The organism is Pseudodesulfovibrio sp. lm2024 (assembly GCF_051175575.1).
In the GTDB taxonomy this organism is placed as follows: Bacteria; Desulfobacterota; Desulfovibrionia; order Desulfovibrionales; family Desulfovibrionaceae; genus Pseudodesulfovibrio; species Pseudodesulfovibrio caledoniensis.
In genome coordinates, this window is sequence record NZ_CP195092.1 from 1,799,005 (window position 1) to 1,811,323 (window position 12,319).

Consider the following 12,319-nt stretch of genomic DNA (forward strand, 5'->3'; position numbering starts at 1 on the left):
CGGCTCTCGGGCCGGGTCACAGGAGTAATACAAAACCGGTGGCCGTGCAACCGGGGCTAGCTCGCGGCCAGCCCCACTTCGGCGGCGATGCCGGACACCGAGTCGATGGCGATCTGCAGGAATTCGCCCAGCTCCAGGCCGATCCTGTCGCACTCGCGGATGCAGTCGCGGTTGACCGAGGCTGCGAACGCCTTGTCCTTCATCTTTTTCTTGAGGCTTTTGGGCTGCATGCCCTCTATCTTGGTCGGCCGCACCAATGCGCCCGCATGGACCATGCCGGTGACGGTCTCGCCGCAGCGCAGGGCGAAGTCGAAATCGGTCTGCGGGGCTTCGGCCCCGTTCATCTCGCTCGCATGGCGACGGATGGCGTCCAGGGCCTCGCCGGGCAGCTGGCCTTCGAGCAGTTCCGCGGTGTTCAGGCCGTGGCGTGCCTCGTCCTGCTTGGTCACGGCGTAGTCCAGGTCGTGCAGCAGGCCGGTGAGGCCCCACAGTTCCTCGTCCTTGCCCAGCTTGCGGGCCAGGCCGCGCATGACGGCCTCGGATTCCAGGGCGTGGTGGATCAGGTTGGTTTCGCTGTTGTGTTTCCTGAGCAGGGCAAAGGCTTCGTCTCGGGCTATCATGTTCGCTCCTCGATGTTTTGGTTGAAGGGGGATAATGCCCCAACAGCGCGGCGCGGTCCAGATACAGATGGCGGGCGGGAAGGGCGGTACAGTTATTCCCCGCCGTATAGCCAGCAGGCGGTGAGCATGCCGTCGGGCTGCTCCATGAGCTCGGGACGGCCGTTTCGGCATTTGTCGAAGGCCTCGGGGCAGCGGGGGTGGAAGGGGCAGCCCGCCGGCGGGTTCATGGGGCTGGGCAGGTCGCCGGTCAGGGCGATGCGCTCGGGCCGGTCCGTCGGGTCGGGGCGAAGCACGGCGGACAGCAGGGCCTTGGTGTATGGGTGCTTCGGGTCGGTGAACAGGGTTTTGCTCTCGCCGATCTCCATGATCCGGCCGAGGTACATGACCGCCACCCGGTCGCAGATATGGCTGACCACGGACAGGTCGTGGGAGATGAACACGTAGGTCAGGTTCAGCCTTTTCTGCAGGTCCTTGAGCAGGCCGAGGACCTGGGCCTGGACCGAAACGTCCAGGGCGGAAACCGGCTCGTCGCAGACCACCAGCTTGGGGTCCAGCGCCAGGGACCGGGCCACGGCCACGCGCTGACGCTGGCCGCCGGAAAATTCGTGGGGATAGCGGTTGCCGTGCTCGGGCCGCAGGCCGACCAGCTTGAGCAGGTGCTGGACCTTTTCGCGCCGTTCTTCCCGGGTGCCGATGTTGTGGATGTCCAGCCCTTCGCGGATGATGGACCCGATCTTCTGGCGTGGATTCAGGGAGGAGTAAGGGTCCTGGAAGATCATCTGTATCTTGGAGCGCAGTTTCTTCTCGTCCCAGGCGTTGATGGACCGGTTGCCGAAGATGACCTCGCCGGAGGTGACCGGCAAAAGCCCCATGATGCATTTGGCCAGGGTGGACTTGCCGCATCCGGATTCGCCCACCAGGCCCAGGGTCTGGCCGCGCTCCACGCTCAAGGTCACGCCGTCCACGGCGCGCACCGTGCCGGTGATCAGCCCCAGCAGCCCGCCGGAGACCTTGAAGTGTTTGGTCACGTTGATCAGTTCGAGCAGGGCCATGGCTAGTCCTCGTAGAGCCAGCATCGGACCTTGCGGCCCGGTTCCGGTTCGTACAGCGGGGGGAGCATGAGGGAGCACTTCTTGTACGCCTTGGGGCAGCGCGGATGGAAGCGGCACCCCTGGGGCAGATCGAAGATGGACGGCACGATGCCGGGGATCGGGTTGAGCTCCCGGGTCTCGCCCAAGGACGGCATGGAGGCGAGCAGCCCTTTGGTGTAGGGGGGCAGCGGCTCGGCGTAGAGCTCGTTGGCCCCGGCCAGTTCGACGATCTTGCCCGAGTACATGACCGCCACGCGCTGGGCCATGCGGGCGACAACGCCGAGGTCGTGGGTGATGAGCATGAGCGAGCCGTTCATGCGCTGCTTGAGTTCGTCCATGAGATCGAGAATCTGGGCCTGGATGGTCACGTCGAGCGCGGTGGTCGGCTCGTCCGCGATGAGGATGTCCGGGTTGCAGGCCAGGGCCATGGCGATCATGACCCGCTGACGCATGCCGCCGGACAGTTCGTGCGGATAGGATTTGGCGATCTTGGCCGGGTTGGGGATGCCCACCAGCTTGAGGGCGTCCACGGCCTTGTCCAATGCCTCGTGTCTGCCGAACCCCTGGTGCAGCCTGAGCGGCTCGGCTATCTGGTCGTCGATGCGGAAGACCGGGTTGAGCGCGGTCATGGGCTCCTGGAAGATCATGGAGATGGCGTTGCCCCGGATGTGCATGAGCTCGTTCTCGGACATGTCCAGGAGGTCCTTGTCCCGGTACAGGATGGTCCCGTCCGTGACGCGGCCCGGCGGATCGGGTATGAGCCCGAGGATGGACAGGGCGAGCACGGTCTTGCCGCAGCCGGACTCGCCGACGATGGCCAGGGTTTCTCCTTGCATAAAGGAAAGGCTGACGTTATCCACCGCCTTGGCAATGCCCTGGGCCGAGGAAAAGCAGGTGGTCAGCTCGCGTATATCCAGTAGTGGTTTTGTCATAAGAAATTCCGCAGGTTCGCCATCACGCCACCTATACGGCATATTGCGGCGGACGTAAACGATATCCGGGAGGGGAAATGGCGGATGTAGTGATCGTGGGCGGCGGCCTGGCCGGGTGCGACTGCGCCTGGCAGCTGGCCAACGCCGGGGTGTCGGTGACCCTCTATGAAATGAAGCCGGAAAAGCGCAGCGAGGCGCACACCGAGGACGGGTTGGCCGAGCTGGTCTGCTCCAACTCCTTTCGGGCCACGGGCCCTGCGGCGGCCATCGGGCTGCTCAAGGAGGAAATGGAGAGACTGGGCAGCTTGGTCATGGAGGCGGCCTTCGCCACCCGCGTTCCGGCGGGCGGCGCCCTGGCCGTGGACCGCACCCTGTTCTCCGAATACATTACCCAAAAGATCGAAGATCACGAATTGATCACCGTGATCCGCCGGGAGATAATCTCCCTGGACGACGACGCGCTCAAAGGGTGCGACGCGGTCATCATAGCCGCCGGTCCCCTGGCCAGCCCGGAGCTGACCGAGAGCCTGATGGCTGCTGTGGGTGACGAGCGGCTGTATTTCTACGACGCCATCGCGCCCATCGTGTCCCGCGACTCGGTCGATTTCGACAAGGCGTTCTGGGGCTCGCGCTGGAAGCCCGAGGACGACGATTACCTGAACTGCCCCATGAGCGAGGACGAGTACAAGGCGTTCGTGGCCGCGCTCCTGGCGGGCGAGAAGGTCAAGCCGCGCGAGTTCGAGAAGGAGGTCCACTTCGAGGCCTGCCTGCCCGTGGAGGCCATGGCCGAGCGCGGGGAGATGACCCTCGCCTTCGGCCCGCTCAAGCCCGTGGGGTTCACGGACCCGCGTACCGGCGAGCGGCCCTTCGCCATCGTCCAGCTGCGCACCGAGAACGCGGACAAGACCGCCTTCAACATGGTGGGTTTCCAGACCAAGCTCAAGTATCCGGAGCAAAAGCGCATATTTCGCATGATCCCGGGGTTGGAGAACGCCGAATTCCTGCGTCTGGGGTCCATCCACCGCAACACCTACGTCAACGCGCCCGAGGTCCTGGACGGGACACTGCAGTTGAAGAACCGGCCCGGCGTGTACCTGGCCGGGCAGATCACCGGGGTGGAAGGGTACCTCGAGTCCGCGGCCTGCGGGCTGTGGCTCGGATTGTCCATGGGCCGCAGGCTGCGCGGCGAGACGCTGGCCGAGCCGCCCGTTGAGACGGCCCTGGGCGCGCTCATGAACCACCTGCGGACCAAGCCGGACAAGCGGTTCCAGCCGTCCAACGTCAATTTCGGGCTTATGCCCGGCCTCGAGGGCAGGATCAAGAAAAAGCTCAGAAAGGAAGCGTACGGCAAGCGCGCCCAGGCGGCGTTCGCGGCCTGGCTCGAACAAACTGGCCTGAAGGACTGATCCCCGTTCCACTCTGCTCCGTATCCGGAACGGGGACCTTTCGCTGACCCGCATGTGGGCGAAAGGTAAAACGTTTGTCCGTAGCTTCCGCAAGCCGTGCCGGACAATCGCTTCTGTCCGGAATAACGGCAAGACCAGTTCCATCCCCCGGCGCTTATGGCGCTGATAATGAATCGCTATATGTCGCCCCCTTGCCAAGCCGGGGGTGAAGGCGCATTTTACGGGTCAAACGGGCGTGTTTTTCGCCCTGATCCAGGAGAGAGAATATGCAAGACAATAATTACGGACCCCAGACAGTGGCCCTGCACGCGGGACACACCCCGGACGAGACCGGTGCCCGCGCCGTGCCCATATACCAGACCACCGCCTATCTGTTCCGCGATACCGGGCACGCAGCCAACCTGTTCGCCCTCAAGGAGCCGGGCTACATCTACACCCGGCTGAACAACCCGACCACGGACGTGCTCGAAAAACGGCTGGCCGCCCTGCATGGCGGGGCCGGAGCCGTCGCCACGGCCAGCGGTATGGCCGCCATCTTTTACGCGGTCACGACCATCGCGTCCGCCGGGCAGAACCTCGTTTGCGGCTCCAACCTCTACGGCGGGACCCAGACCCTGTTCGAGCACACCCTGAAGCGGTTCGGCATCGAGGCGCGTTTCGTGGATTCGAGCGACCCGGCCAACTTCGAGGCGGCCATCGACGAGAACACGCGGCTGGTCTATTCCGAGGCCATCGGCAATCCGCGCTGCAATGTGGACGACCTGCTCGGCATCGCCAAGGTGGCCCACGCCCACGGCCTGCCGTTCATCCTGGACGCCACCGTGGCCCCGCCGCCTATCTTCAATCCCTTCGACTTCGGCTGCGACCTCGCGGTCTACTCCCTGACCAAGATCGTGGGCGGCCACGGAACGGCCATGGGTGGGGCCATCGTGGAGAAGGGCGACTTCGACTGGGCGGCCGGGGGCAGGTTCCCGGAACTGACTGAACCGGACCCGACCTACAACAACCTGAACCTGTGGGAGGCTCTGAGCGGCCCCTCGGGCCAGCCGTGCCCCGTGTTCACCACCAAGGTGCGCATCGGCATGCTGCGCGACACGGGCGCGACCATCGCCCCGCAGAACAGCTTCCTGATCCTGCAGGGTATGGAGACGCTGCCCCTGCGCGCCCGCCAGCACTGCGAGAACGCCCGCAAGGTGGCCGAGTTCCTGGAAGGACACTACGCCGTGGAGTGGGTCAACTACGCCGGGCTGCCGAGCCATGCCGATTTCGACAGGGCCAAGAACACCTTTCCCCTCGGACCGGGCGCGGTCTTCGGCTTCGGGGTCAAGGGGGGCCTGGAGGCGGGCCGCAAGTTCATCGAGTCCGTGCAACTCTGCTCGCACCTGGCCAACATTCTGGACGCCAAGACCCTGGTCATCCACCCGGCGTCCACCACCCACGGCCAGTCCACCCCCGAGGAGCAGGCCGCTGCTGGCGTACCCCTGGATCTGGTGCGCATCTCCGTGGGGTTGGAGGACGCCGACGACATCATCGACGACCTGGATCGGGCGCTGACGCTGTCGCAGCGGTAGAGCAAACAACCTTCAGATATCGAAAGCCCTGTCTTTAACAGGGCTTTTTTTTTGCCGAAATACAGATTTTGACAGCCGATATGTTGCGCTTGGTATTGAATTGTCGTATGCCCGAGGAGCCGATGGCGCATGAAATCGGGAGTTGTGCGAGTGCTGTTTTCGGCAGTTATCGAGGTTGACAAGTAGTGAGGTCTGCATGCGCGGTGTTTTTAGTGTCTCTGTTCTGTTGGTCTGTTTCTGTCTTCTCCTTTCTTCCTGCAACGCCAAAATGGGGGGCTCCTCGGCGAGTTCCGACGATTCCCCCGCAGCCAAGGTGACCACGCTCCTCGATCAGGGGCAGGTCGACCAGGCCGCCAAGGTCGTGGTGGACAACGAAGCGTATTTTACCGGGGCCATGGGCGACGCCGACGTCGCTACGGCCATGGACCGCCTGGCCAAGGGGCTGGAGTTCAAATACTCGCCGCAGATAGCCGAACTCGCGGCCGGGGCCGAGGCCGTCAGGTGGCCGGTGGACCGCAGTCGCTGGAGCGAGGTCAAGGCGGAGATGGCGGCCCTGGACGAGCGCGAGCGGTCTTTGACGGGCATGGCCATCTTCAAATATCCCAGTTTCCGGCCCGCCGGATACGATCAGGCCGTCAAGGGGGCGGCCGCCAGGCGGGAAGCCATCCGGGCGGATGCGCCGGGCAATTTCGCCACCTTCCCCCTGGGCGGTGAACGCGATTTCTTCGAGGACTATCCTGTGGAACTCGACAAAGCGGTCTTTCTCGAGGTCAACCAGGACGTCTGGAGCAAGGCCCTGGGCTCCATGACCCTGGCGCAGTCCTCGGCATTTCTGAACCATTACGGTGACTCGCTGCCGTCGTCCGCCAGGGACCGGCTGGCGCAGGAGTATTTCAAGACCCTGTGCCCCAATCCGGCCACGGCGGACCTGAAGGTCATCGTCGCGGCCTATGACAAGTGCCGGAAGGCCGGGCTGGACCTCAAGACCATCCCCGGGGTCAAGATCGCCTTCCTGCAGGTGACCAGCCCGGACCTGATCAGGGACAAGGCCATCGATTTCGGTCTGGACATCAAGCTCGACATGCCGTTCGAGGCCGCCAAGGGCTCCATGCGCACGGCCTTTCAGAGCGAGGCCGTGCAGAAGGCGGACATCCTCGTCCTGGTCTCCATCGCCGTGGCCAAGGCCAGGCGGGTCGTGGAGCGGGAGGAGACCGTCCAGTCCACCTACGTGGCCTCCTTCGTGCGCGAGGACAATCCGGACTACGAAATAGCCAAGGCGGAGATGGAGGCGGCCACCAGGGAACAGCAGGCCGCGGCCAACAAGGAGACCACCCACTGGCTGGTGGACCCGATCCTGCACTACATCGACGAGAACAAGAAGGATGACCTCGTGGCCGACACGGGCAAGCGGCTCCAGGCCGCCAGGGAGAAGCTCAAGGCCACGCCCAAGTACATCCAGGTGGCCGATTACCAGCCCTATCCCGTGACCAAGGCGCACATGGACATCTACAAGGCCGGTACGGTCAACTACTACGTGGTCGACAAGCGCAAGAAGCGCCTCTTCCGGGACACCTTCGACATCAGCGAGAAATCCTTCTTCACCGTGTGCTACGCCCTGAAGGACAGCGACCCCCAGCGGACCAGGTTCCTGCAGGAGTCCGTGCTCGAGGATGACGTGGTCCGCTACGAGCTGGAACCGGCGGTGGTCAATCTGTCGGACCTGCTCGACCAGTACGCCAGCCGTTCCTCGGAGGCAAAGAAGTACAACAACATGGGGGAGGTGCAGCGGGTCTTTACGGCCGATCGCAGCGCCACCCAGCTCAAGCGCAAGAACGAGACCTACGGGTACGACAAGTACTCGGACAAGCGGTTCGACTCCGTGGTGGTCGTGCGCAACACCGGAACCGGCATCGGCACCGGATTCTACGTGACCGACGACATGGTCATCACCAACTACCACGTGGTCGAGGAGTCCAACTACGTCCAGCTCAAGCGGTTCGACGAGCGCGAGACCATGGGCCGGGTCATCGCCCGCGACGCGCGTCTCGACCTGGCCCTGATCCAGGCCGACGTGCGCGGCAAGCCGGTCTGCTTCTACGACAGGCGGAAGCTGCCCCTGGGCGAGACCCTGGAGATCATCGGCCACCCGCAGGGGCTGGAATTCTCCATCACCCGTGGCGTCATCAGCGCCATCCGAAAGATCCCGCCCATCAACTTCATGGAATCCACCAACAGCAAGGTCATGTACATCCAGACGGACGCCTCCTCCAACGGCGGCAATTCCGGCGGGCCGGTCTTCTACGGTAATTACGTGGTCGGCGTGCACGACTGGGGCATCAAGAAGACCGGGTCGAACGCGCCTGCTCAGGGGCTCAATTTTTCCATCCATTACAAGGAAGTTTTCGATTTTCTGGACCATAACGGAATACGCGTCTGCAAGGGGGGCAAGTGATGTTGAAGACGATGAAGAGAGCGGCGGTGTTGGCCGGGGTGTTGTTCCTGCTGGCCTCCTGCGTGGAGCGCCAACAGAACGCGCACCGGCTGGTCAAGGACGAGGCCACCGGCTATTCCTACGGGGCTGCCAAGAGCGGCGAATTCGTGGCCGATCCGGCCATGTTCCGGAACAGCAGGCTCAAGCTCAGGATCCGCAACACCACGGGCGACCCGGCCCTGGACCTCTACGCCTTCCGCGACCAGCTGGAGGCGTCCTATGAGAGCGTCGGCTACACCGTCACCCACGGCGACGACTTCGGCATCCTGCTCGACATCAACATCCGCTATTTCGGCCAGGCCACGGAGATGCTGCCCGCAGAATACACCTTCCTCGGCGCGGCCGCAGGCGGTGTGGCCGGAGCCGCGCCCGGCATCCAGAACGGGCGCGGGGCGGACGCCGTGACCGGGGCCGCCGCGGGCACGGTGATCGGCGCGGCCTTGAGCGAAATCCTGCGCAACTACGCCACCGAGGAGACGTTCATCATCATTTCCTCGGTGACCATGGCCACGGTCATGCCCGAGCACGTGGAGGACGAGAAGACCATCTCCTTCGTGACCGGCAAGAAGATCAGGGAGAAGAAGACCAACTTCAAGGGATTCCGGTCCAGGGAGACCGTGGAGCTGGCGGTCTACGCGGGCGGGTTCCGTGCGGACAAGTCGGACATCATCAACGAGGTCCGGGCCCGCCACCTGCGCATCCTCAAGGACATCATCTAACGCAACGAAAAAGGCCCGCGTGAAGCGGGCCTTTTCCTTTCCTCGGGCAGGAACCTAGAAGAGAATCTTTTCGGGCGGCCTGCGTTCGGGAACCACCTGCTTTTCGATGGTCCCGTCGTTGAACTCCTTGCTGACGTACAGGGCGCAGAAGCAGGCGCCGTATTCCTTGACGTCCTCCTCGCGGTAGACGCAGGGGCACAGGATGTCCTTGTCCGCCTCATAGTCGCCGTTGGCCAGCCTGCAGGGGCAGGCCATGTAGCCGAACCGTTCCTTGTTGGTCAGCAGGCTCTCCAGCAGGGGCATGGTCATGTCCATGTCCGCGTTGAAGTAGTAGCCCTTGGGTTCCTGGACCTTCTTCAGCATTTCGTACAGCTGCTTGGCGTCCATGGGCTAGTCCTCCTTGAGGGCCTTGTCGATCTGGTCCTTGTGGAAGCCGACGATGACCTTGTCCTTGATGACGATGGTCGGGAAGGAGACAGCGGGATTGCGTTCCTTGACTTCCTTGACGATCTGCTTGCGCTCGTCGCCGGTCAACTCGTCCACGTGGACACATTCGTACTTCACGCCGCATTCATCCAGATATTTCTTGGCATTCCTGCAATGGATGCAGGTAGAAAGGGCATAGACTTTGATATCGTTCATGTGAAACGCCTCCATGTCGAACTGTTTGGCGGGTGCATCGGTTTCGGGCATTCCGTCAGGGGTTTTTACAAAAATTTTCTTCAACGATTTGAACATATCACATCACCTGCTCAGCGTCAGTTCCAGTTTACGTACTATCAGGGAGCACAAGAACGTGAGCGCGAAATACATGGCCAGGACCAGAATCCAGATCTCGAAGCTCCGATATGTGGTGGTCATGAGTTGCTGGGCCTGAAACGTCAACTCTTCGATGGAGATGACGGAGACGATTGCCGAGTCCTTGATGATAGATATAAACTGTCCGGCCAGGGCTGGCAACATGCGTTGCAGGGCCTGGGGCAGGATGACGTGGAGCAGGGTCCGGAAACGGGTCATGCCCGTGGACGCCGAGGCCTCCCACTGGCCGGGCTCCACGGAGTCGATGCCCGCGCGGACGATCTCCGCTATGTAGGCGGCCTCGAACAGGGCCAGGGTGATCAGCGCGGACAGGAACCGGGGAAACCGGTTCATGGGCCCGAAGAACCAGCCGAGGACCTCCCGGGCTCCGTCGGACAGGCCGTAGATGAAATGCTCCACGCCGAGCAGCGACATGATCTGGTCGCCGATGAAAAAATAGAAGACGAAGATGAGCACCAGCGGCGGGGTGTTGCGGATGAGCCCCACGTAGATCGCGCCCACCTGGCGCTTGAACAGGCTCGGGCTGACCCGGAACAGGCCGATGAAGATGCCCAGGATGATGGCCATGACGCCGGACCAGACGGACAGGCGGATGGTCGTGAACAACCCCTTGGTCAGCAGGCCGGGCACCCACGATCCGCTTTTCTCGTCGAAGCGCAAGAGGAACTGGGGCAGGACCTCCCAGTTCCAGTGGTAGTTGAGCCCGGTGGCGGCCTTGAAAACGATGTAGCCGAAGGCCCCTGCCAGAGCCGCCAGGATGGCGGCGTCCAGCAGGGTGATCTTCAGGCGCTTTTCGGTGGTTGAAGGCAAGAAGTCGGCTCGGCTACTGGATCTGGTTTTCCCACTCGTTGGTGAAGAACCAGTACTCGTAGCGGTTCTGCAGCCAGCCCTTGCTCATGGTCACGCGGACCCAGTTGTTCAGCCAGTTCAGGAAGTCGGGGTCGCCTTTCTTGACGGCAAAGGCGATGGGCTCCCGGGTGAAGTCGTCCTTGAGCGGCAGGTAGAGCTGGTCCGCGTACTCCTTGGACAGGTTCAGCGGCAGCGGGTTGGAGGCGACCACGGCGTGGACGCGCTCGTTGAGCAGTTCCTGGATGGTCTGGGATTCCTCGTCAAAGAAGAGGATCTTGGCCTTGGGCAGGAAGTTCTTGGCCGCCTCGGCCGCAGTGGTGCCCAACCGCACGGCGATGGTCGTGGCCGGGTTGTTGAAGTCCTGGATGGAGGTGCGTCCCTCGGCGATCTTCCTGCTGGCCACGATGGACATGCCCGAGTACTCGTAGGGCAGGGAGAAGTTCACCTTGAGGTTGCGCTGGGGCGTGACGGACATGCCGCCGATGATGATGTCGAACTTGCCGGTCAGCAGGGCCGGGATGATGCCGGACCACTTGGTGGGCACGAACTCGACCTTGACGCCCATGTCCTCGGCGATCTTGCGGGCGACCTCGATTTCAAAGCCGATATATTCGCCGTTCTTGTCTTTCATGGCCCAGGGCTTGAAGGTGTCGAAACCGACCCGGATGGTGCCGCGCTTGAGGATGGCGTCGAGCTGGCTGCCGGATTCCGGTGCCGCTGCGGTCGCCGCCGGTGCGTTCTTGTCGGTTTTTTTCTGGATGGGTTCCTGGCTGCACCCGAAAGCGGATGCGAGCAGGATGAAAAGTGAGGCGATGGCCAGGATGCGGATGCGTTTCATAGGGCTTCTCCTTGGTCGGCGGCCGGGGCCGGTTCAGAGGGTTATTTACAGGATTCCTGGGCAAAGGTGACGTGCGATACGCCGAGAATGGCGATCATGATCACGCCGCCGATCTTCGTAGCTCTCCAGATGGTCATGCGAGCTCCTTTGCTGTTTAGGCCTTCAGGCCGTTGAATCGTCGCTCCAGCAGCCAGACCACCCAGGACAGGGCCAGGGTGACCACGAGGTAGATGGCGGCGACGGTGAACCATATTTCAAAAGTCAGAAATGTTTCCGCATCGATCATCCGGCCGCGCTGGGTCAGGTCCAGGATGGCGATGGTCGAGACCAGGGCGGAGTCCTTGACCAGGGACACTGCCTGGCTGGTCAGGGGCGGCAGGACGCGGCGCACGGCCTGGGGCAGGATGATGTGCCGGTACATGGCGTACGGCCCCATGCCGAGGCTCTTGGCGGCCTCCCACTGGCCCTTGTCGATGGAGGTGATGCCCGCCCGGAATATCTCCGAGGCGTAGGCGCCCTCGAACAGGCTGAGCGCGACGATCGCCGAGCGGAAGGCGGAGATGTCCAGGATGGGGGCGATGACGAAATAGATGAAGAATATCTGGATGAGCAGGGGGGTGTTGCGGATCAGCTCCATGTACCCCCGGGCCACGCCCTGGGCCGCCCAGGAGCTCGACATGCGCATAAGCGCGGTGGTCATGCCGATGACCAGCATGAGGACCAGGCTGATGCCCGTGATCCGGAAGGTCACCCCGAGCCCCTCCATGAGCGGCCCCCAGGTGAACCCCTGGTCCGTTAACGTCCAGAGATATTGCGGGATGCGGTACCACTGCCAGTTGTAGCCCAGCCGCTGGGAGCCCAGGACGAGCAGCCAGACGACGCCGGTCAGGAGCAGCAGGGTCTTGGCCGTGTCCATCAGGGCGGTGAGGGACAGGGGGCCTTTTTTGTGTAGGAATTCAGCCGACATGCGGTTCCGGTGTTTG

General features: G+C 63.0%; 12 protein-coding genes. 4 read left to right on the plus strand and 8 right to left on the minus strand.

Translation table 11 applies throughout. The features are described from left to right. Positions 1–56: 56 nt before the first annotated feature. From ACR42D_RS08305 to ACR42D_RS08315, 3 genes are all read right to left on the minus strand, one after another. Complete coding sequence (locus tag ACR42D_RS08305; RefSeq protein WP_484566349.1) at positions 57–620, minus strand: HDIG domain-containing metalloprotein; 564 nt, start codon at positions 618–620, stop codon at positions 57–59. A gap of 92 nt (positions 621–712) precedes the next feature. After that, positions 713–1,672, minus strand: coding sequence for an ABC transporter ATP-binding protein (locus tag ACR42D_RS08310; protein WP_484566350.1), 960 nt, complete (start codon positions 1,670–1,672; stop codon positions 713–715). Between the two features lie 2 nt (positions 1,673–1,674). After that, positions 1,675–2,643, minus strand: a complete 969-nt coding sequence (locus tag ACR42D_RS08315; RefSeq protein ID WP_484566351.1) for an ABC transporter ATP-binding protein — start codon at positions 2,641–2,643, stop codon at positions 1,675–1,677. Between the two features lie 77 nt (positions 2,644–2,720). Here ACR42D_RS08315 and trmFO point away from each other — a divergent pair, with 77 nt between their 5' ends. The 4 genes from trmFO (at position 2,721) to traT (ending at position 8,830) form a co-directional block, all read left to right on the plus strand. Then, the gene (gene trmFO / locus ACR42D_RS08320) at positions 2,721–4,049 is read left to right on the plus strand and encodes a methylenetetrahydrofolate--tRNA-(uracil(54)-C(5))-methyltransferase (FADH(2)-oxidizing) TrmFO (RefSeq protein ID WP_484566352.1); all 1,329 of its coding nucleotides are present in this window, start codon (positions 2,721–2,723) and stop codon (positions 4,047–4,049) included. A gap of 266 nt (positions 4,050–4,315) precedes the next feature. Beyond that, positions 4,316–5,620 carry an O-acetylhomoserine aminocarboxypropyltransferase/cysteine synthase family protein gene (locus ACR42D_RS08325; RefSeq protein WP_484566353.1) on the plus strand — a complete coding sequence of 435 codons (1,305 nt, stop codon included), beginning with the start codon at positions 4,316–4,318 and terminating at the stop codon, positions 5,618–5,620. A gap of 313 nt (positions 5,621–5,933) precedes the next feature. Continuing rightward, entirely contained in the window at positions 5,934–8,072 is a 2,139-nt protein-coding gene (locus ACR42D_RS08330) for a S1C family serine protease (RefSeq protein WP_484566354.1), read from the plus strand. Further along, positions 8,072–8,830 (plus strand): complement resistance protein TraT, encoded by a 759-nt coding sequence (traT, locus tag ACR42D_RS08335; protein ID WP_484566355.1) that lies wholly within the window; start codon positions 8,072–8,074, stop codon positions 8,828–8,830. The genes ACR42D_RS08330 and traT overlap by 1 nt, the downstream gene beginning before the upstream one ends. Positions 8,831–8,884: 54 nt before the next feature. Here traT and ACR42D_RS08340 read toward each other — a convergent pair whose 3' ends face one another. From ACR42D_RS08340 to ACR42D_RS08360, 5 genes are all read right to left on the minus strand, one after another. After that, a complete protein-coding gene (locus ACR42D_RS08340; protein ID WP_484566356.1) occupies positions 8,885–9,217 on the minus strand; it encodes a ferredoxin-thioredoxin reductase catalytic domain-containing protein in 333 nt (110 codons plus the stop codon). 3 nt (positions 9,218–9,220) lie between these two features. Next, the gene (locus ACR42D_RS08345) at positions 9,221–9,472 is read right to left on the minus strand and encodes a glutaredoxin family protein (RefSeq protein ID WP_484566357.1); all 252 of its coding nucleotides are present in this window, start codon (positions 9,470–9,472) and stop codon (positions 9,221–9,223) included. 102 nt (positions 9,473–9,574) lie between these two features. Continuing rightward, positions 9,575–10,459 carry an amino acid ABC transporter permease gene (locus ACR42D_RS08350; protein ID WP_484566358.1) on the minus strand — a complete coding sequence of 295 codons (885 nt, stop codon included), beginning with the start codon at positions 10,457–10,459 and terminating at the stop codon, positions 9,575–9,577. Between the two features lie 13 nt (positions 10,460–10,472). Then, positions 10,473–11,336, minus strand: coding sequence for a transporter substrate-binding domain-containing protein (locus ACR42D_RS08355; RefSeq protein WP_484566359.1), 864 nt, complete (start codon positions 11,334–11,336; stop codon positions 10,473–10,475). A 154-nt stretch (positions 11,337–11,490) separates the two neighbouring features. Then, on the minus strand, positions 11,491–12,303 hold the full coding sequence (locus ACR42D_RS08360; protein WP_484566360.1) for an amino acid ABC transporter permease: 813 nt from the start codon (positions 12,301–12,303) through the stop codon (positions 11,491–11,493). Positions 12,304–12,319 lie beyond the last annotated feature (16 nt).